The organism is Ochrobactrum sp. PL_is483 (assembly GCF_055816855.1).
The window spans coordinates 542,271-563,768 of sequence record NZ_JBVPGS010000040.1 but is presented as its reverse complement, the minus strand read 5'-3'; the positions used below and the strand labels follow the sequence as shown (position 1 = coordinate 563,768).

At 55.7% G+C, this 21,498-nt stretch carries 15 protein-coding genes; 8 read left to right on the top strand and 7 right to left on the bottom strand.

Annotated features, from left to right (window positions below; genetic code table 11):
* Window positions 1-182 precede the first annotated feature (182 nt).
* Complete coding sequence (locus tag AC0TNJ_RS20925) at window positions 183-3,806, bottom strand: hydantoinase B/oxoprolinase family protein (RefSeq protein WP_473772297.1); 3,624 nt, start codon at window positions 3,804-3,806, stop codon at window positions 183-185.
* Window positions 3,807-3,945: 139 nt separating this feature from the next.
* Between AC0TNJ_RS20925 and AC0TNJ_RS20920 the strand changes: the two genes are divergently transcribed.
* From AC0TNJ_RS20920 to AC0TNJ_RS20895, 6 genes are all read left to right on the top strand, one after another.
* Window positions 3,946-4,554, top strand: a complete 609-nt coding sequence (locus AC0TNJ_RS20920) for a winged helix DNA-binding protein (protein ID WP_473772296.1) — start codon at window positions 3,946-3,948, stop codon at window positions 4,552-4,554.
* 13 nt (window positions 4,555-4,567) lie between these two features.
* Window positions 4,568-6,403, top strand: coding sequence for an ABC transporter ATP-binding protein (locus AC0TNJ_RS20915; RefSeq protein WP_473772295.1), 1,836 nt, complete (start codon window positions 4,568-4,570; stop codon window positions 6,401-6,403).
* Between the two features lie 36 nt (window positions 6,404-6,439).
* Window positions 6,440-7,969: an ABC transporter substrate-binding protein gene (locus tag AC0TNJ_RS20910; RefSeq protein WP_473772294.1), complete on the top strand. Its 1,530-nt coding sequence runs from the start codon at window positions 6,440-6,442 to the stop codon at window positions 7,967-7,969.
* 64 nt (window positions 7,970-8,033) lie between these two features.
* The gene (locus AC0TNJ_RS20905) at window positions 8,034-8,957 is read left to right on the top strand and encodes an ABC transporter permease (RefSeq protein ID WP_473772293.1); all 924 of its coding nucleotides are present in this window, start codon (window positions 8,034-8,036) and stop codon (window positions 8,955-8,957) included.
* 5 nt (window positions 8,958-8,962) lie between these two features.
* A complete protein-coding gene (locus AC0TNJ_RS20900) occupies window positions 8,963-9,817 on the top strand; it encodes an ABC transporter permease (protein WP_473772292.1) in 855 nt (284 codons plus the stop codon).
* A complete protein-coding gene (locus AC0TNJ_RS20895) occupies window positions 9,814-11,559 on the top strand; it encodes a peptidase M14 (RefSeq protein ID WP_473772291.1) in 1,746 nt (581 codons plus the stop codon). Before AC0TNJ_RS20900 ends, AC0TNJ_RS20895 begins: the two co-directional genes overlap by 4 nt.
* On the opposite strand, the gene AC0TNJ_RS20890 is transcribed toward AC0TNJ_RS20895, so the two are convergent.
* From AC0TNJ_RS20890 to AC0TNJ_RS20865, 6 genes are all read right to left on the bottom strand, one after another.
* On the bottom strand, window positions 11,556-12,314 hold the full coding sequence (locus tag AC0TNJ_RS20890) for an iron ABC transporter ATP-binding protein (RefSeq protein WP_473772290.1): 759 nt from the start codon (window positions 12,312-12,314) through the stop codon (window positions 11,556-11,558). The two genes, AC0TNJ_RS20895 and AC0TNJ_RS20890, sit on opposite strands and share 4 nt — an antisense overlap.
* A complete protein-coding gene (locus AC0TNJ_RS20885) occupies window positions 12,311-13,264 on the bottom strand; it encodes an iron chelate uptake ABC transporter family permease subunit (RefSeq protein ID WP_473772289.1) in 954 nt (317 codons plus the stop codon). The genes AC0TNJ_RS20890 and AC0TNJ_RS20885 overlap by 4 nt, the downstream gene beginning before the upstream one ends.
* Window positions 13,257-14,219, bottom strand: coding sequence for an ABC transporter permease (locus tag AC0TNJ_RS20880; RefSeq protein ID WP_122001879.1), 963 nt, complete (start codon window positions 14,217-14,219; stop codon window positions 13,257-13,259). Before AC0TNJ_RS20880 ends, AC0TNJ_RS20885 begins: the two co-directional genes overlap by 8 nt.
* Before the next feature lie 178 nt (window positions 14,220-14,397).
* A complete protein-coding gene (locus AC0TNJ_RS20875) occupies window positions 14,398-15,327 on the bottom strand; it encodes a siderophore ABC transporter substrate-binding protein (RefSeq protein WP_473772288.1) in 930 nt (309 codons plus the stop codon).
* A gap of 70 nt (window positions 15,328-15,397) precedes the next feature.
* Complete coding sequence (locus AC0TNJ_RS20870; protein WP_473772287.1) at window positions 15,398-16,294, bottom strand: alpha/beta hydrolase; 897 nt, start codon at window positions 16,292-16,294, stop codon at window positions 15,398-15,400.
* A gap of 62 nt (window positions 16,295-16,356) precedes the next feature.
* Window positions 16,357-18,597: a TonB-dependent receptor domain-containing protein gene (locus tag AC0TNJ_RS20865; RefSeq protein WP_473772286.1), complete on the bottom strand. Its 2,241-nt coding sequence runs from the start codon at window positions 18,595-18,597 to the stop codon at window positions 16,357-16,359.
* Window positions 18,598-18,720: 123 nt separating this feature from the next.
* On the opposite strand from AC0TNJ_RS20865, the gene AC0TNJ_RS20860 reads away from it, so the two are divergent.
* Together AC0TNJ_RS20860 and AC0TNJ_RS20855 are read left to right on the top strand one after the other, a co-directional pair.
* The gene (locus AC0TNJ_RS20860; RefSeq protein WP_473772285.1) at window positions 18,721-20,223 is read left to right on the top strand and encodes a glycosyl transferase family protein; all 1,503 of its coding nucleotides are present in this window, start codon (window positions 18,721-18,723) and stop codon (window positions 20,221-20,223) included.
* A 196-nt stretch (window positions 20,224-20,419) separates the two neighbouring features.
* Window positions 20,420-21,460, top strand: coding sequence for an isopenicillin N synthase family dioxygenase (locus AC0TNJ_RS20855; protein WP_473768615.1), 1,041 nt, complete (start codon window positions 20,420-20,422; stop codon window positions 21,458-21,460).
* Window positions 21,461-21,498 lie beyond the last annotated feature (38 nt).

Below are 21,498 nucleotides of genomic sequence, written 5' to 3'. Positions count from 1 at the left end.
TAGGAACTTGTCCTAATTATTTCCCGAATTTGGGTGAATAATTCTAACACTTTCCGGAAGCGGTCGGAAGAGTGGAAATAGCATTCGCCCATTGACGAGATGGACTTAGCAGATTTGTTCCAGTCGAACGCAAAGCGCCGCCAGAGTGTTGCTGGCGGCGCTTTGCGTTCGGATAGGGACGATTATTCGGGCTTGCCGTAGCCGCCGCCCGTCGGGGTGACGACGGTGAAGGCTTCACCGGCTTCCAGAACGGTCTGGTCGCAGCCCTTCAGGATATCGACCGAACCATCCGTACGGCGCACTTCGTTGCGGCCGGTTTGCCCGGCTTCGCCGCCTTCAAGCCCGAAGGGACGCACGCGGCGATGGCCAGAAAGAATGGCGAATTCGAGCTTTTCCAGAGCGCGGATTGTGCGCTTTGTGCCGTTGCCCGCATGAAACTTGCCCTTACCGCCCGAGCCTTCCCGGATATGAAAATCTTCCAGCAGCACGGGGAAGCGGGTTTCGAGGATTTCCGGGTCTGTGAGACGCGAATTGGTCATATGCGTATGCACTGCGTCCGCGCCGTGGAAACCCGGCCCGGCAGGCGCGCCGGAACAGATGGTTTCATAATATTGATATTCGTCATTGCCGAAGGTCAGGTTGTTCATGGTGCCCTGTGCCGCCGCCATGGCTTTGGTGGCGCCGAACAGGCAGTTGGTGACCGCCTGACTGACCTCGACATTGCCCGCGACGACCGCCGCCGGATAGCGCGGCGACAACATCGAGCCTTCCGGCACGACGATGTGGATCGGACGCAGGCAACCGGCATTCATCGGAATATCGCCTTCCACCAACACGCGGAAGACATAGAGCACGGCTGCGCGGGTAACGGGTTCCGGCGCATTGAAATTATCGGGGCGCTGCTCTGACGTGCCAGTGAAATCGACCGTCGCTTCGCGCTTGTTCCGGTCGATGGTCACGCTGACCGCAATCTGGCAACCCTGATCCATTTCATAGGTAAATTGACCGTCCGGCAACTTGTCGAGCACCCGGCGCACGCTTTCGGCGGCATTGTCCTGCACATGTCCCATATAGGCCTTCACGACATCTTCGCCGAAGAGCGCGATCATCTTTTTCAGTTCCGCCACGCCCTTTTCATTGGCGGCGATCTGCGCCTTCAAATCGTTGACGTTCTGCGTCAGATTGCGGACGGGATAGGTCGCCCCGGTGAGAAGCGCGGCCAGCGCGTCCTCGCGGAACTTGCCCTGATCGACCAGCTTGAAATTGTCGATATAGACGCCTTCCTGCTCGATATTGACCGCAAGCGGTGACATGGAACCGGGCGCGATGCCGCCAATATCGGCATGGTGGCCGCGGCTTGCGACCCAGAAACGGATCTCGCGGTTGTCTTCGTCAAAGACCGGCGTGCAAACGGTCAGATCCGGCAGATGCGTGCCGCCATTGTAAGGCGCATTGATAAGGAACACATCGCCCGGCTTGATCACCTTGTTTTCGCGAATGGCGGTGGCGACGGAAGCATCCATGGAACCCAGATGCACTGGCATGTGGGGCGCGTTGGCGACCAGATTGCCCTCGGCGTCGAAGACCGCGCAGGAAAAGTCGAGGCGTTCCTTGATATTGACCGAATAGGCCGTGTTCTGAAGCGTCACGCCCATCTGTTCGGCAATGGACATGAACAGATTGTTGAAGATTTCCACCATTACCGGGTCGGCTTCGGTGCCGATGGCTGTGCGGGCAGGGAGCGCCTTGATACGGGTCAGAACGACATGGTCGTGTTCCGTCAGTCGCGCCTGCCAGCCGTCTTCGATGATAATGGTCTGATTCTTCTCGATGACGATCGCGGGGCCTGTCACCGTCTGGCCGCGCTGCATGTCTTCGCGCAGTACCACGCCTGCATCGCGGAACTCTCCTTGCGAGAAGAAGCGTGTGTGCTTTGCGGCTGTGGCTTCGGTGTCGCTGTCCAGCGACAGGGCGCTTTCGATCTCGCTTGCGCCGCCGCCGACTGCTTCCACTTCCACAGCATCGATAACGAGCGCCTTGTTTTCGGCGATGAAGCCAAAGCGGCGCTTGTGCGCGGCCTCGAATTCGGCGCGCAGACGAGCTGCATTATCCGGCGCGGGGAAGGTGGCTTCAATGGAGAGCACCGTATCGGTGCCCGCATAGCGAATATGGGCGCGCAGGTGGCGCGTCACGGCATTGGCCTCGATGCCCTGCGCGCCAAGCTCGGCCACGCAGTCTTGCGCCAGTTCTTCACCAAGCGTCTTCAGGGCCGCAGGCGCGTTTTCGTCCAGCGGCACACCCAGCGCTTTCTGACGCGTGGCGCGAATATCGGCAAGTCCCATGCCATAGGCGGATAGAAGGCCGGACATGGGGTGCAGGAGAATGTTTTTCATGCCCAGTGCATCGGCCACGAGGCAGGCGTGCTGACCGCCTGCGCCGCCGAAACAATTGAGCGCATAGCGCGTCACGTCATAGCCGCGCTGAACGGAAATTTTCTTGATCGCCTCGACCATATTGGCAACTGCGATGCGGATAAAGCCGTCCGCGACGGCTTCCGGCGAACGTCCGTCTCCAATTTCGCCGGCAAGATCGGTGAACAGCGCGCGCACGCGCTCCACGTCCAGAGGCTTGTCCTGTCCGGGGCCGAATATGGCCGGGAAGAACTCCGGCATAAGCTTGCCAAGCATGACATTGGCGTCGGTGACGGCAAGTGGTCCGCCGTTGCGATAGCAGGCAGGGCCGGGATTGGCGCCAGCCGAATCCGGGCCGACGCGAAAACGTCCGGCATCGTAGTGCAGGATCGAGCCGCCACCGGCGGCCACTGTATGGATCAGCATCATCGGCGCGCGCACGCGCACGCCCGCTACTTCGGTTTCAAAGGCGCGTTCATATTCGCCGTCGAAATGGGCGACATCGGTGGATGTGCCGCCCATGTCGAAGCCGATGATCTGCGGAAAACCGGCTGTTTCACCGGTGCGGGCAAGGCCGACTACGCCGCCCGCGGGGCCGGACAAAATGGCGTCCTTGCCTTGAAACAGGTCGGCGGCGGTCAGGCCACCCGATGACATCATGAACATCACGCGCGCGCCGGTGCGCTCCACGTCCAGTTCGTTGGAAACCTGTGCCACATAGCGGCGCAGAACCGGCGACAGATAGGCATCGACGACCGTGGTGTCGCCGCGCCCGACCAGTTTGATCAGCGGCGAAACCTCGTGGCTGACCGAAACCTGCTCAAAGCCCAGATCACGTGCAATGCGAGCGATTTCAGCCTCATGCGCCGGAAACTTGTAAGCATGCATGAGGGCAATAGCGATGGACTGATAACCCGCATCCTTCAGGTCGCGAAGCGCTGCTTCTGCTTCTGCAAGGTCGAGCACTACTTCCACCGTGCCATCGGCGCGAATGCGCTCGTCCAGTTCGACCACCCGGTCATAGAGCGCTTCCGGCTTGATGATCTCGGTCGCAAAGATGTTCTTGCGTTCCTGATAGCCGATCTTGAGCGCGTCGCGAAAACCCTTGGTCGTGACGAGCGCCAGCCGTTCGCCCTTGCGCTCCAGAAGCGCATTGGTGGCGACGGTCGTTCCCATGCGTACTTCACCGATGACACCGGCCGGAACCGGTTCGCCGGTCTTCAGGCCAAGATGCAGGCGAATGCCGTGAACGGCTGCGTCCTTATAGGCAGAGGGGTTTTCCGACAGAACCTTGCGGGCATGGAGCTGTCCGTCGGGATCGCGCCCGATGACGTCGGTAAATGTGCCGCCGCGGTCGATCCAGAAGTCCCATACTCCGCGTCCCGTTCCGCTCATCGCTGGCTCCCTCACACAATAATCCAGATGCATTGAGTTGTGTATTCTGAAAACACTTCTGAAATTGATAGTCACATTTTATTGACAAAATGTCGATAAGATGATGACATAAAATTCACATAAAAGCGGGAGCGCCTAAATGGGTAAAGACAAGGCTTTTGAGGAAGAGCCCAAGACCGGAGACAACATGCAGGAGGCAGGCTTCGATGAAGTCACGCTGCCCCAGCATTTGCGTCCGGTTGCCTCAATAGGTCCCATCGTTTCTTCCGCTCACCTTGCCGAAGGCGGCTCGCCCGGCATGTCCGAGGTTGAATATGGCCTCATTCTCGCATCGCATGCTTTTTCGCGCTGGATGGTGCGCTGCATGGCGGCGGCAGGGTTGCCGGGGCTTTCTCCCATTGAAGTTTTGATTCTCCATTCGATCCGCCATCGAGATCGGGAGAAGAAGCTTGCCGATATCTGTCTCGTTCTCGACATTGAGGACACGCATATTGCCACCTATGCCATCCGCAAGCTTGAAAATGCGGGCTTGCTGACGACCGGCAAGGCGGCAAAGGAAAAGACGGTGATGATCACCGCCAGGGGCGCGGATGCCTGCGCGCGCTACGCGCAGATTCGCGAGCGCCTTCTGGTTGCATCGACGGCCAATGCGCGCCCATCAGAAGAAACGCTTTCGGAGGTGGCAGCGCTTTTGCGTTTCATGTCCGGCGCGTTCAATCAGGCCACGCGGTCTGCCATCACACTTTAAGAGGGTTGGAAGTTTGAGCGGAACCGAGTTGAGCGAGCGAGTTTCAAAACCCCTGCTGACCGTCGATGGCCTCAGCGTCGAATTTGGCGCGAGCCGCGTCGTTGACGATTTGAGTTTCTCGGTGCATCCGGGGCGCACGCTGGCCGTGGTGGGGGAATCCGGTTCAGGCAAGTCCATTACGTCGCTTTCCATCATGCGGCTCGCCGATATGAGCGGTGCAAAGTTTCCGTTCGGTCGTATTCTGTTTGGTGAGCGCGATCTGCTGAAAGCCGATCAAAAGACGATGCGAAATATTCGCGGCAAGGAGATCGCCATGATCTTCCAGGAGCCGATGACTTCGCTCAATCCGGTGTTCACCATCGGCAACCAGATATCCGAAGTGCTGATGCTGCATGAAGGCATAACCCAACAGGCTGCACATGCCGAAGGGAAGCGGCTTCTCGAAATGGTGCGGCTGCCGGATGCGGAAGGACTGCTGAAGCGTTATCCGCACCAGCTTTCTGGCGGTATGCGCCAGCGTGTTATGATCGCTATGGCGCTTGCCTGCCGCCCCAAACTCCTGATCGCCGATGAGCCAACGACCGCTCTCGATGTAACCATTCAGGCCCAGATACTGCACATTATCAGAGAGTTGCAGCAAGAGCTTGAAATGGCGGTTATTTTCATCACGCATGATATGGGTGTGGTGGCGGAAATGGCTGACGATGTCGTTGTCATGTGGAAGGGCAAGAAGGTAGAGGATGGGCCGGTCGGGCAGATTTTTTCCAAGCCGGAACATGCCTATACCAAGACATTGCTGTCGGCGGTGCCGAAACTTGGCAGTATGACGGGAGAAGCTTTCCCCAAGCGAATGCCAGTCATGACCATGCGTGATGACGTACCGGTTTTGGCAGGTGAGGAGCGCATTCAGGATACTGCGCGCTATGATAGCAAGCCGTTGCTGTCCGTGGATGATCTCTATGTGCGCTTTCCAATCAAGAAGAACCTGTTCGGCAAGGTCACGCATGTCTGCAATGCGGTGTCGAAGGTAGCTTTCGATATTTACCCGGGTGAAACCCTGGCATTGGTCGGTGAATCCGGCTCGGGCAAGTCAACTATCGGTCGCGCTATCCAGCAATTGCAAACGCCGCTTTCCGGCGATATTCGCTTCAACGGCAAGGCCTATTCGGCCATGAGCGCTGCCGAACGCTACGCCATGCGTCGTGAAGTCCAATATATCTTTCAGGACCCGTTTGCATCGCTCGATCCGCGCAAGACGGTTGGCTTTTCCATTGCAGAACCGATCCGTACACATGGCCTTCTCGACAACGACAAGGCGATCAATGCGCGCGTTGCAGAATTGCTGGAACGTGTCGGTCTTAGCCCGGAATACGCCAAGCGTTATCCGCACGAATTTTCAGGTGGTCAGCGCCAGCGGGTCTGCATTGCGCGTGCGCTTGCTTCCAAGCCGAAGCTCATTATCGCCGATGAAGCTCTGTCAGCGCTGGATGTCTCCATTCAGGCACAGGTTATCAACCTGTTCATGGATCTCCAGAAAGAGCACGATCTGGCCTATCTGTTCATCAGCCATGACATGGCAGTGGTGGAAAAGATGAGCCATCGCGTCGCGGTGCTCTATCTCGGTCAGATCATGGAGCTTGGCTCGCGCCAGCAGGTTTTTGAAACCCCATCACACTCTTACACGAAGCGGCTTCTGTCGGCTGTGCCAATTGCTGACCCCACTGCACGGACCAAACGGCCTGCACTGGAGGGGGAAATTCCAAGTACCACACGCCGGATCGATGACAAGCCGACGATCTATAGCCACCGTGAGGTCGCAGCCGGACATTTTGTAGCTGAAACCGTCTGAACCATAAAAGCTCAACGAAACCCAAAGGGGAAAACAATGATAAGAAAAACTTTTAAAGCCGTTCTCATGGCTTCCGCTCTGTCGGCGGCTGTGCTTGCATCTGCCCCAGCTTTTGCTGCTGGAAAGCTGACCATTTCGTCGCCGCAGGACCCCGGCAGCTGGGACCCGATCGACACGTTCCTCGTCAACTGGGCTTCGGTTGGCACCAACATTTTCGACGGTCTTGTTTATCGCGGCCCTGATCTCAAGATTGTCCCGGCACTCGCCACTTCATGGGAAGAGCTGGACGAGGGCAAGCGCATTCGCTTCCATCTGCGTGAGAACGTCAAGTTCCACAATGGAGAGCCTTTCGATGCGGAAGCCGTCAAGTTCACCTTTGAGCGTCTGCTCGGTGATGAAGGCGCGAAAGGTCCTCAACGTTCAAACTATATTGCAATCGAAAAGGTGGAAGTCATCGATGGCAAGACCGTCGATTTTCATCTGAAAGCGCCTGATCCGGTTCTGATTACAAAGCTTGCCGGTTATGGCGGTATGATCGTTCCGCCGAAATATATTCAGGAAAAGGGCGACGATTATTTCAACATGCATCCGGTGGGCACTGGACCGTTCAAGTTCGTTTCCTATGAACCGAAGGTAAACATCAAGCTTGAGGCGTTTGCGGACCACTGGGGTGGCGCGCCGAAGCTTTCAGAACTCGAATATCGCTTCATAACCGAGCCTTCGACCGCTGTTGCCGAACTTCAGGCCGGTCGCGTTGATCTCGTCATTCCGCCGACCATTCCGATCGGTATGATCCTGACTATCCAGGGCGATCCAAAGCTGGAGCTCGTCACCGCCTCGGGGCCGACGGTTTATGCCTTGCGTTTCAATACGGCTGACGGCATCACCAAGGACGAACGCGTGCGCAAGGCGCTGATTATGGCTGTGGATCGCGATGCGATCATCCAGTCCATTCTGGCGGGTCAGGCGGAAGCGATCGCCAGCTTTCAAGGCTCGCTATCCTTCGGCTTCGATCCGAATATGAAGCCGCTGCCTTACGATCCGGAAGGGGCGAAGAAGCTCCTCGAAGAAGCAGGCGTTCAACCCGGTGCAACCGTGCAGATTGATGTGCGTGGGCAGGACGCAAGTTTCAATGAAGTGGCACAGGCTGTCGCAAGCTTCCTGCAAATGGTTGGTATCAACGCAACCATCAAGCCTTACGATACCAATGTTCTGCTGAACGATATCATCCCGCAAGGCAAGACAGGCGCCATGTTCCAGCAGTCCTGGGGCGGCTGGACCTTCGACTACGATAACACTGCCTATTCGATGTATCATTCCGGCGAGAAGTGGAATCCTTACGACAAGGACGAAAAGCTCGACAAGATGCTGGAAGCGCAGCGTTCGGTTCTTGATCGCGGCGAGCGCGAAAAGCTCCTGCAGGAAATCGCGCATTACGCTGCCGGTCGCGCACTGGAAATGCCGCTCTACAATCTCAAGGCGATCTTCGGCGTCAACAAGCGCGTGAAAAATTTCGTGCCGGTTCCCGATAGCCGTCTGCGTCTGACGGACGTCACCGTCGAGTAAGCAAGAATGACAATACGGTAAGCCGGATATGTCCGGCTTGCCGCAGCATTTCGGAGGCGCACTGGTGGCCGGATTTCTGATCAAACGAGTTTTGCAGGCGTTGTTCGTGCTTGTCGCGATGACGCTGCTTGTCGCTTTCGCGGTCCGCCTTACGGGCGATCCGGCTTTGATGTTGACGCAAGGCGCGGGCAGTATCACCGAAGCTGATCTTGCACGCATCCGCGAAGGCCTCGGTCTCAACCAGCCGTTCTTCGTTCAGTACTGGCAGTTCCTGAAAGGGCTGTTCACGATGGATCTGGGGCGCAGTTTCCTCGGCGGCACGCCCGTATCGACACTGGTGGCTGGCGCTTTGCCTGCCACGCTGATGCTGGCTTTCGCTTCTCTGTTCGTTTCCATCGTGATTTCGGTTCCGCTTGGGATCAAGGCAGCCGTGTCGCGCGGTAGATGGGCCGATCAGTTGATCCGCATCTGCTCGCTTGTGGGCCTTTCGTTTCCGAATTTCTGGCTGGCAACGATGCTGGTGTTGCTGTTCGGCATCTCGCTGCAATGGCTGCCACCGAGCGGCATGAGCGGCATTGCAAGCTTCATCATGCCAGCGCTCACCATGGGCATCATCCTGACCGCAACGAATGTTCGTCTTGTGCGCACGGCGATGCTGGAGACGCTGCAATCGCAATATATCATGGTGGCGCGCGCCAAGGGGCTCAGTGAAAACAAGGTTCTCTACAAGCACGCCCTGCGCAATTGCGCTATTCCGCTGATCACCTATCTCGGCCTTCAGTTCGGTGGTCTGCTCGGCGGTATCGTGGTGGTAGAGCGAGTTTTCAACTGGCCGGGCATGGGTACGCTTGCCTTCGACGCCGTGGCAGGGCGCGATTATCCGGTTCTGCAGGCCACTATCGCAATCCTTTCCATGCTGATCATCGGCGTCAATCTTCTCGTGGACATCGCCTACGGCCTTGTCGATCCGCGTATCCGCACGGAGTAGGACCTATGGCAACCAAGACCTCATCCGTTCTGTTTTCGCGTTTTGCCAGCCTTGAGTTCATCGTCGGTGTCGTGCTGACCGGCTGTATTTGCCTAGCTGTGATTTTCTCCGGCTATTTGTTTCCGGGCGGCGCCAACAAAATTGATCTGCTGGCCCGTCTGACACCGCCATTCGTCAATCCAGCCCATGTTTTCGGCACCGATCCGCTGGGGCGCGATGTGCTGGCACGTGTCATTACCGGCGGCAAGATTTCGCTGTTCGTCGGTTTTGTTTCGGTGATCGGCTCTGTGGTTATCGGCACCATCATGGGGCTGGTCGCTGGTTATTATCGCGGCTTCTGGGACATGGCGCTGATGCGCTTTGTCGATGTGCAGCTTGCCATGCCCTTCATCCTGCTCGCTATCACCGTGATGGCCATTCTGGGGGGCGGGCTGTTCAACACCATCATCCTGCTGATCGTGTCGCAATGTGTACAATATGCGCGACTGGTGCGCGGCTCGGTGCTGTCGCTGCGCGAGCGCGAGTTCATCCTGTCTGCTCGCGCTATCGGCGTGAAGGATTGGCGTATCATTTTCCAGCATCTGCTGCCGAACCTGCTCGGTCCGGTGATCGTGCTGATGACGCTCAATGTCGCCAACAATATCCTGCTTGAATCGAGCCTGACCTTTCTTGGCCTTGGTGTTGATCCGACTATCCCGAGTTGGGGAGGCATGCTGGCCGACGGACGCACATATCTCCAGACAGCTTGGTGGGTGAGCGTATTTCCGGGCCTTGCCATTCTCTTCACCGTGCTTGGCCTCAATCTCCTTGGAGATTGGTTGCGCGATAGCCTCGATCCAACGGGCAGGACTTCCCGATGAAAGTGCTTTTTGAAAAAAACTATCCGCGCACCGTTCATGCGCTTGTTGAACGCTTTCTGAAACCCGAAATGCGCGGTGCGAAGGTGGAAGCCTGGCTGTTCGATGACCAGCCAAGCCGCTTTGCCGCCGAAACGAAGCTACGCGAGGCAGGTGTCGAAGCACGGTTCCGTTCTGCCTATAAACCGCTCCTGCATTTCTTTCTCGAAGAAGTGGACGGCGCTACGCTGAAGTCGGCTGCGATCCGCTATCCTCGTCACGACGCCTGCGTGCAGAACCGCTTCCTGCTGGAGACCTATCCCTTATCCGCGCTTCTGCCGCAGGTGGAGACAGTATTCCTGGCCTCCGGCAAAGACGATTTTCATTATGAAGTCGATCTGGTCTTTACTGATGGTCGTAGCGAGAGCCATCGGGTCTTTGCCCCAAACCGCGTGCATGAGGATTTCATCGGTGAAACACTGGTCTCACCCACCGGTTGGCTTGCCATCACGCAGCATGGCAAAATCGATAGCGAACGCTTTGAAACATCATATGAAAAGCTGTTTCATGACACCGTCTCAACCATCGCCGCTCATGACTGGAAGCGTGGCGAACCTTATTTTGATGAGCTGAACATCGCAGTCAGCCTACCGATCACTGACCGCCGCCTGTCTTACGACGAGGAAAGGCTGAGCCTCACCGAAGCCATGCACGAGGATATCTATTTCTCGCTGCTCGAAGTTTTTCAGAAAAAGTCCGGTCGCCCGGTCGGGGATCGCGGCTTGCAACCGGGCCAGATTGTGCCGGAAATCCGCTTTCTCGATGCCGAACCGTCTGTCAAAGTGGAAACGCGACCGCTTTCTACCGACGACGCGCTGACGGCAGAGCAGGTTCTGGAGACAGCTCAGGCGCCGCTTTCCGCCGATCAGATCCGTCGTGAAATTGCCAGACTGGGCGGTACGCCTTTCGAGGCAAATACCCGTTCAGGCAGAACGGTGCGCGCGACCTATCTTAAGGGCAGCGACGCCGCTATGATGATCAGCGCCGGTCAGCATGCGAATGAAACGACGGGTGTTGTCGGCGCGTTGCGTGCTGCCAACCGCCTTGCGGCCCGCGGCGGCGCGCATTTCACGATTTCCCCGCAGGAAAACCCCGACGGATACGAGATACACAAGCGGCTTTGCGCACTCCAGCCCCTTCATATGCATCACGCCGCCCGATATACGGCGCTCGGCGACGATCTGGAATATCGAAGCGGAGAGGGGCTCTATGAAAAGGCCATTCGCGTGGAAGCCGAAAAGCGGACCGGCGCGAAGCTGCATGTCAACCTGCATGGTTATCCCTCGCATGAATGGACGCGCCCGCTATCCGGCTATGTGCCGCGTTCCTTTGCGATGTGGACATTGCCCAAGGGGTTTTTTCTGATCATTCGCCACCATGCCTCCTGGGAGAGGCAAGCGGAGGAGCTGATCGATCGCGTGACCGGGCATTTGGCTGCCATTGATGGATTGGTTGCCTATAACAACGCCCAGATCAGGCTTTTCGAGCAACATGCGGGCGAAACGGGTTTCCGCATCATCAACGGTTTTCCTTGCCTCGTCGGGGTTGACGATCGGCACACCGTACCGCTGACGCTCATCACCGAATATCCGGATGAGACGATTTACGGTGATGCGTTCGTTCGAGGGCATACTGCTCAAATGGAAACCGTACTGGCATCATATGACGCCTTGCAGGCACTGTTTCCTTCAGATGCGGTTGCCTAAAGATAATAGACCCCGATACGCTTGCCGCCGATGATTTCGACGGCAATCTCCATTTCGTAAATGTCTCCGAGGATTTCCGGATGAATGAGTTCATCCGGGCTTCCCTGATGTGCGACCTTGCCGTGGCGCATGGCGACTATATGGTCGGAATAACACGACGCGAAATTGATATCATGCAGAACCAGAACGACGGTTTTTCCAAGTTCGTCTGCGGCTCGCCGCAACAGCTTCATCATTGAAGCGGAATGCTTCATATCGAGATTGTTGAGCGGTTCGTCCAGTAGTACGTAATCTGTATCCTGGCATAGCACCATTGCTACAAAGGCACGCTGGCGCTGTCCGCCTGAGAGTTCATCCAGAAAACGTTCGCTCAGATCGTCAAGGCCAAGATAGCCGATAGCCTGCTCGACATGTTTGCGATCATCGTTGTTCGGCCTGCCTTTGGAATGGGGATAGCGGCCAAAGGTTACGAGGTCGCGCACGGTCAGGCGAGAGTTGATTGCATTTTCCTGCCGCAAGATCGACAGGCGTTTAGCGAGCACATCACCAGAGGTCGCCGAAACGTCGAGTCCGTCTACGGTCACCCGGCCCTTGTCCATCGGCAGGAGACGGCTCACCATCGAGAGCAGCGTCGATTTTCCCGCTCCATTCGGCCCGATGATCGAGGTTATGCCGCAAGCAGGCAGTTTCAGGGTGACGTCATCGACAACAAGCGTGCCGTTGTAGGATTTGCTGACCTGACTGATTTCTATCAACGTGCGTGCCCCCTGACGAGAAGGATGATGAAGACAAGGCCGCCCAGAAACTCGATAATGACGCTGAGTGCGGCGTTGAACGAGAAAACACGTTCAAGAACGGTCTGTCCGCCGACGATGCAGAGGATTGCAAGCAGGATGGCAATAGGCAGGATAAACCGGTGTTTTGCCGAACCGGCAAGCATATAGGCCAGGTTGGCCACCAGCAAGCCGAAGAAGGTAATGGGCCCGACCAGTGCCGTGGAAACGGAAACTAGCACCGTGACCATGAAAAGGATTTTGCGCACGATGCGCCGATGATCAACGCCCAGATTGATTGCGGGATCGCGCCCGAGAGACAGAACGTCAAAAACGTGAATGAAGCGCAGTCCGTAGAGCGAAACCGCAACTACGATGACGACCGACATAATCAGAATGTCGCTGTTGATGGTATTGAAGCTAGCGAAGAAACGATCCTGCAGAACAGCGAAGAGATTTGGATCAAGCATTCGCTGTATCAGGTTGGAAATGCTGCGGAAAAACACTCCGCAGACGATACCGACAAGCATAACGAGATGCAGGCTACGGGTTGCTCCCGAGAACAGCCAGTAATAGAGCGTGCCGGCGAAAACCACCATGATAGCGGTTTCAGCGAGAAATCGAATGTTTGGTCCAAGCCAGTCGATCTGAACGGCGCCGAAGAAGAAGACCACCAACGTCTGGATCAGGATATAAAGCGCGTCGAACCCCATGATAGATGGGGTCAGGATGCGGTTGTTTGTTACGGTCTGAAACAACACTGTTGAAACGGCAATAGAGTATGCGACCAGCACCATGGCCACAAGTTTGGTGCCGCGGAAGGACAGGATGAAAGACCAGCTTCCCTTCGCGCCGATTGTCATGAATGCGGCCGTTGCAAGAAGAGTAAGGGCGCAAAGCAGCAAAAGAACTACACGCGGACGCTTAAGCAAGGCGTGAACCCCGCCGCAACAATAGGTAAAGGAAGATGGCGCTCCCTGCGACGCCCATCATCGTGCCTATCGGGATTTCGTAAGGGAAGCGGACCAGCCGCCCAACGATGTCACAGGCAAGAACGAGACCCGCGCCGAGAACTGCCACCCATGGCACCGCGCGCCGCATATTGTCGCCGATGAACATGCTGACAACGTTCGGGACGATAAGACCGAGGAAAGGTATCATGCCGACGGTCACAACGACCGATGCGCTGACCGTAGAAACAATAACGAGGCCGAACGTGACCACGCGGCGGTAATTGAGACCAAGGTTGGTGGTGAAATCCTCACCCAGTCCAGCGACCGTGAAACGGTCGGCGGCTATATAGGCGACGACCGTCAGGAGGAATGCCAGCCATAGGAGTTCGTAGCGGCCACGGAGGACGCCCGAAAAATCTCCGGTTGTCCAGGAATTGAGCGATTGCAGCAGATCGAAGCGGTAAGCGATGAAGGTGGTTATCGCATTGATGACGCCGCCAAGCATGATGCCGACTAATGGCACCACAAGAACGGAACGCAATGGAATTGCCCGAAGAATACGAAGAAAGAGGGCGGTTCCGGCAAGCGCTGTAACAGAAGCAACCAGCATTTTACCGATAACAGGCGTTTCAGGCGCGAATAATACGACCAGAAGGATGCCGAGACCGGCAGATTCAACAGTGCCAGCCGTAGATGGTTCAACAAAACGGTTGCGCGTCAACATTTGCATGATCATGCCCGAAACAGCCATGGACATGCCCGCCAGAATGATTGCAAGTGTGCGTGGAATGCGGCTGATGAGTAGAACTCCGGCCGCGCGGTCGGTGCTTTCGGCGCCAAAAAGTGTGGCTAGCGACACATCGCTGACACCGATAAACAGGCTTATGACAGCCAATACGGCAACAACGGCTATGGCTGCTGCAAGTCCCTTCACGCTAATTTCCTGTTCTAGAGCGGGTCCGGTTAACAGGAACATTGGAACCGCTCTATCCATTTGTTTTTTCAGCATTTCCGAACGCAAAACCGTTTCACACTTTTGGAAATGCTCGTTTGCCTGATCACGATTTCGGGCCACCCCACGGTGGCCCGACCGGATTCGGTTTGGAAGCCCGTTACTTTGCCTTGTCGAAAGCCTGCGAAAGCTGATCAATGGTGCCGTGAAGCGCGCCGAGACCGCCGCCGATCAGGTACCAGTTCTGAGCGTTCAGATAGACAAGCTGATCCTTTTTCCAGGCATTGGTCTGCCGCACGAGTTCATTGTCGAGGACCTGCTTGGCCGAATTGCCTTCACGGCCGATGGCAGCATCTCGGTCGATGACGAAAAGCCAATCAGGATTGGTTTCAAGAATGAACTCCGAGCTGACGGGCTGACCGTGATTGCCGACAGACAGATCAGGGGCGGCAGGTTTCACGCCGAAGCTGTCATGCAGAACGCCGAAGCGTGATCCCGGGCCGTAGGCACTGATCTTGCCGCCGGAAGTAAGAATGAGAAGGCCGTTACCCTTTTGGGCAGCCTTTTCCCTTAACGCGGCAAGTGCGACATCAAGCTTCTCGGCTTCAGCCTTTGCTTCTGCTTCCTTGCCGAAAATCTGGCCGAGTTTCTCGATATTGGCTTCCGTGTCGGCGATGAAACTCTTCGCATTGGTGGTCAGATCGATTGTCGGAGCAATCTTCGAAAGCTCGCCATATTTCGCAGCCGAACGCCCTGCCACGATGATCAGGTCCGGTTCTGCGGCATTAACTGCTTCATAGTCCGGTTCGAACAGCGTGCCGATTTTCGCATAATCGTCACTCTGATACTGCTTGAGATATTCAGGGTAGGATATGCCGCTTGGAACACCCGTAACCTTGACACCAAGGCGGTCCAAATTGTCGAGAGTGCCGAGATCGAACACCAATACCTTGGCCGGTGATTCTGGCACCACTGTCTCACCCTGGACATGCTTGATGGTTAGATCAGCAGCATTGGCAGTTGCAACAATGCCCAGCGCCACAGCGGCGGCACCACATAGCCGGGTAACGTGTTGAGCGATATTCAGCATGGTTCGATCCTTTCATCAATCCTGTGCTTTATAGTCAAGTATCTTCTCCGTCAAAGACCGGAGATAAAATTCAGTTGTTTTTTGGCCGAGGGGCTTGCTTGAGCAGGATAAAATTGAGGCTGTCTTCGACCGTTAACGGTATCATTGATCCGTGGCTCTCATCCTCGAAACGGTGAAAGGCTGCGTCCATTTGCGGAAGTTCGGAAAGCTCTTTGAAAACATCCGCACCGGAAGGTCCGCCGCGCAATTTCTTCAACCGATCATCGTCCTGTTTCATCTGGCCAGGACGGCTACCGCGTTTGCCGGAGGTTTCTATGAGCAGACGGATCGGGTGAGGCGTGTTTTTGAAAGTGGAGACGAATTGATCTTTGTCTTTCAAAATCGAGCGATCATTCCACCAGATCGACGGATCTGCTGCACTGTAAGTCTGGAAAGAATCCCGATGATTGAACAAGGCATAAAGGGTGAACAGCCCACCCAATGAGTGGCCGAACAAGGCTTGTTGTCTTTTATCGATATCGAAACGCTTTTCGATTTCAGGTTTTACCTGATTGTCGATGAAATCGAAGAATGCATCCCGTCCTCCGGTCTTCGGCACATTAAAGTGAACCGGAATCAGTTCGTCACGCGTGTGCGGTGTAAGGTCGAAGTATCTCAGGCGAACAATTTCATCCTGATTATCGGTTGGATAGCCGATGCCGACAAAAACGGCTTTCAAGGCAGCATTTTCTGCCATGAGTTTTGCCGCAATCGGCAACATGCGATTGCCGTCGAGCATGTATATAACCGGATAACCACCCTTTGGGGGCGCCTCTTTTGGTGCGGCGGTGAATATACGATAGGTGATGCCGTTGGCTTCCATGTCAAAGGACGAGATGGCACGCTCAGCAGCTTGCACTGCGGACGCTGTAAGTATCCCCGCCATGATTAAGCACACCTTTTTTACGATATTCGTCACTACGCTCATACGAGCATCCAATCATGGAAAGGGCGCCCGCCATTGCTGGCAGGCGTCACGGTGTTGCGATCCTAGAAGCGGGAGGTCATACCGACCCAGAGACGGCGACCATCGACAACCGTATTGAAGTCGTCCACATCGACCTTTTTGTCGAAGATATTGTAGACGGCAGCGTTCAGGGTGACATTCTCGCTGAAGTCATAGGAACCGCCGATATCGAAGGTCGCATAGGGCTTATACTTGGCGGCGATAATTTTGCCGTCGCGATAGATCGGCGTTCCAGCCGGTGTCGTACCCAGTCGTGCGCTGGCGTTGATTTCTTCCCCGTGATAGTTGCCCGCAGCCCAAGCTTTGAGACCATCAACAGGGGTAATCCAATCGGCGCGCAGGCTTGCCATATGCTTCGGAGTGCGGGCGAGCGGCAGACCAGCAAAATCACCAGTCTTCTGCTCCGAGTCCGTGTAGGTATAGTTACCGCGAATGGTAATGCTGTCTGTAGCTTCCCAGTTAAAGGTCAGCTCGACACCCTGCATGACTGCATTGTCGATATTGAAGGCATACCAGAGGCGATAATTCGGATCTTCATTCCAACGAAGCGGGTTGCCGTTGGCATCGGTAACCAATGCGTTAGAAATCTTATCCTTGAAGTCGGTATAAAAATAGGTCGCGCCGAGACGCAGGCCCATCTGGTTGTCCCAGAGCGCGCTGGCTTCGTAGCTGGTGCTCTTCTCCGGTTGCAGATTTGGATCGCCGATAATGACGCCGCAGGTACCGTTCGGGCCGTATGAACAACCAGCGCCGCCAGTCGTATAGGCATAGCCGGGAGCAATGGTACGGATTTCCGGAGCGCGGAAACCGGTCGAGATGCCGCCCTTGAAGGTCAATTGCTCAGTAGCGTGCCAGACTGCGTAACCGCGCGGGCTGAAATGCGATCCGTAGATTTCATGGTCATCCATGCGGAGACCGCCGGTAAGAGCGAAATCCGGCGTGATCCACCATTCGTCCTCGGCGAAGAGCGCCCACTGGCGAACACTGAATTCTTCATCCAAGTTGGTGCGGCGCCCTGGATTCTGGTCGGTTAGCACTGATTGTGTGAACTGTCCGCCGGTTACGAGCGTGTGATTGCCGTAGAATTCGAACGGTGTAGTGAACTTGCCATCAAGCACTGAATTGCGGATATGCGGCGAACGCAGATTCTCCACATAGCTCTTGGTCTTGTTGTCCCAGTTAAAATTGGTGCGTTCGGCCCATTCCTGCATCAATGAGAATTCCGACGTGGTAGGACCCCAGCGGCCAGTGTGGCTGATCGACCAGTGATCGCGATCATTGTAATTGTAAGCGTCAACGGGATTTCGACCGCTGGCGTCGATCGTGTTGCCCACGGTCATGTCGCGGCGAAGGCGAGTCTTGCCCAACTCGAGCAGGATATCGTGATCTTCATTCGGGGTCAGCGTAATGCGACCGGTAATGTCGATATCCTTCTGCTCAGGCGTGCCACCGATAACACTGTCCTCCTGGCGCTTGAGGCCGCGCCCCCAGACCTGAACGCCGACAAGATTCGGAACCAGCGGCCCGGTCATGTAATAGGAACCTTGCAACGAGTTCCCGAATTTGGAGTGTTGTTGGACCGTGCCGTCGACCGTAAAAGATCCGCTCCATGTGTCGGATACTTTTTTGGTGATGATATTGATGACGCCGCCCATGGCGTCCGATCCGTAAAGCGAGGACATAGGGCCGCGGATGACTTCGATCCGTTCGATGGCATTGGCGGGTGGCAGGAAACTCTGTTCGAAGCCGGAGTTACCGTTGGTGCGTGCATCGCGCGTGCTCTGGCGTTTTCCATCAACGAGCAGCAGCGTATAGGAACCGGGAAGGCCGCGAATGAAGATGTCTTTTTCGGCGGCAGGGCCGGTCACGGACACGCCTTGCACATCTTTCAAAGCGTCTGACAGATCGCGATAAGCGCCCTTTTCCAGCTCTTCGCCAGGAACCACGGTTATGCTCGCCGGGGCGTCAGTAATGTTCTGTTCGAACCCGGTGGCCGTGACGACAATTTGATTGAGTTTGACGGCTCCGTCGGCGGTCGTTTCGATGGCAGCTTCTGGCGCCTTTTTCTTCTTGGCGCTTGCCTCGTCTGAGATTGCTTGCTCTGTTGCTTTGGCTGCTGTTTGCGCGGTCGCCATCGTTTCGCTCAGAAGCAGAGTGCTGGAAAGACAGGTCCCCGCAAGGATCACCCGGTAAACAGGCGATTTTCCCGCCGAACGCCTGTTTTGTGTACCTTCAGTCCACAATCCCCGAAACAAGCTGGTCATTTTCGTCACCGTTTAAAGTTGAGTTTTGTAGTCTCCTTATGTATGGCAATAAGGTGAGGTCAATCATCATGTTTTATAAGCGTTCTAAATTTCAAAAACTGCAAATGAGCGGGTACTAAAGTGATGTCGGGCAAGCAGCCGGAAACTCAGCGACATTCGCAAAAAGGCGAAAGTGAAAGCCTTCGTTTGGGGCAGTTGCGACTGTTGATTGCTCTTGATGCACTTCTGGTGGAAGGCAGTGTCGGCGGTGCCGCAAAGCAGATGGGGTTGAGCATCGCAGCCATGAGCCGACTGCTCGGTCAGATTCGCGAAAAATTCAATGATCCTATCCTGGTTCGCTCGGGCCGAAATATGGTCGCGACCCCAAAAGCAGAAGCACTGCGAGGGCGACTGCGGCGGCTGGCAAATGAAGCCGAAACACTATTGACTCTAGACCTTGCTGAAGTGCCGAAATCGGGCTGCACCGGGCATCACGGATGGAAGAGAAGCGCTATAGTGGCGCCGCCGCCGCTCGGTATACGCAAGGTGATTGAGCTTGAAAATCACCCGACGCCGGAACAGCTTGCGGCGCAGTTCGCCCGCATTCAGGATGAAAATGATCCGGTCCGGAGGCTTGCCAAATATATCGCTGTGGTAGGGCGAAAAGTTGGGCATACCCGTCCGCTTGAAATGTCGGAAGCTGAAGATGCATTCACCACGATCTTTGCGGGCAAAGCCGATCCCATGCAGATCAGCGCACTACTCCGGCTTATTCATTATCGTGGAGAAACTGCTACCGAACTTGCTGGCATGGCGCGTGCGGCGAGGCGAATTTATTCACTGGAGACGGGATTGAACATTCCCGCTCTCGACTGGCCAGCTTATCTGTCGCCCAATTCCATGCAGTCTCCATGGTTCATGCTCTCAGCTTTGCTGGTCGCTCGAGCCGGCTATCCGGTTGTCTTGCATGGCAACTGCGGAACAGGGGAAATCTCTGGCAAGCTGGAGATGGCGGCTGAGGCCATCAAACTACCAATTGCGACGTCACATACCTCGGCGGGAAGTGCTTTGAGGGCGCATGGAATCTGCTTCATGCCGATGGCTGGTTTCGCGCCTCAGATCCATGCGTTGCTTGCGCTCTATCCACTGTTTGAGTCCCGTTCATCAATGAATAGCCTGGTCCATCTGCTAAACCCGATGAACCTCAAAGCTGCATTTCTGGGCGTTACACAACCCGCATATCGCAAATTGCATCGCGATGCGGGCGCGCTTCTCGGCCTGCCTTCGATTTCGGTTGTTTCGACCAGCCGTGATGTCGCGGAACTCGTCCCGCATAGACCGCATACGATCTACAGGCTTCTTGACGGTCGTGAAACCGATCTGGTGCTTCCAACACTTTCCCGGGAAAGCGGTGACAAGCACTCAAACTTCAGCTCATTTGAATATTGGTATGGTGTCTGGTCTGGCGCTGCCGTGGATAAACGTGCAGAAAATACAATCGTTGCCACAGCTGCCATAGCGATGATGACAGCTGCATCCGCCGACAATGAAAGCCATGCGCTGTTCTTCGAAAAAGCTGAAGAACTTTGGTGCAACCGGCACCGACCGACTCGCTGCTTCAAAAGCAGCGGCAATCGCGGAACGTGAAATTGTTTCACGTTCCGTAATTCATGGAAAAGCTTTTCCTGAAGCTCTCGAGTATGGCACGCCCATGCTTTGGCTACTCATTTCGGAGGCTTTATTTTCTCCCGTAAGTTTGATTGTAGCAGTGAGGCATCGCTGCCCATCCTGCCAATCATCGCGTCGCACGCCGCTCACGTTGAAAATCTTCCGGGAGATACCATTGACTATACATACCGCGCCAATCAATCTGCCTTTGCTCGATCTATCGCGTTTCAACGGGAGAGCTGACGAGCGTGCCAACTTTGTCGCGGAACTGCGCCAGACGCTTCACGACCATGGCTTCTTTTATCTTACTGGCCATGGCGTCGATCCGAAACTCGTGGAAGACGTGGTAACCACGGCAAAGAAGTTCTTCGCGCTGCCTGCGGAAGAAAAACTCAAAATAGAAATGGTCAAGTCGCCCCATTTTCGCGGTTACAATCGCGCTGGCTTTGAGCGGACCCGTGGCCAGCAGGATTGGCGTGAACAGCTGGATATCAACACGGAATTGGAACCGGTTATATTAGGTCCGGACAGTCCGGCATGGAAGCGTCTGATCGGCCCGAATCAATGGCCTGAGGCTTTGCCCGAGCTCAAACCCTTGCTGCTTGCGTATCAGGCTGAGGTGACGCGTGTTGGCATTGATATTCTGAAAGCCATCGCTGCCGCATTGGGGCAGCCGGAAGATTTTTTTGCCCAGATTTATGAACCGCATCCGTCTCAACTCTTGAAGATCATTCGTTATCCGGGCCGCGACGTCGCTGAAAGCGAGCAGGGAGTGGGGGCCCATAAGGACGGTGGCTTCGTTACTGTTCTCTTACAGGATGTCGTTCCCGGCTTGCGCGTCCAGCGCGAAGATGGCGAGTGGATCGATGCGCCTCCGGTTCCTGGTACCTTTGTCATCAATACCGGCGAACTACTTGAGCTTGCCACTAACGGGTTTGTGCGGGCTGATGTACATGGCGTCGTCGCGCCTCCGGCGGGTGTTGAACGTTTCTCCGTCGCTTTCTTTCTTGGCGCCCGATATGATGCGACCATTCCAGTTATCGATTTGCCTGATGAGTTGAAGATCAAGGAACGCGGCGTGACCGTCGATGCCCTAAATCCGATTTTTCGTGAGGTCGGCGCAAACAACCTTAAGAGTCGCCTCCGGTCGCATCCAGATGTTGCGCGCGTACATCATGCAGATTTGCTGACGCCTGAACAATTGGCAGAACATTAAGGCGGAGCGGCATATTGAGCGGCTGATACACCATGTTT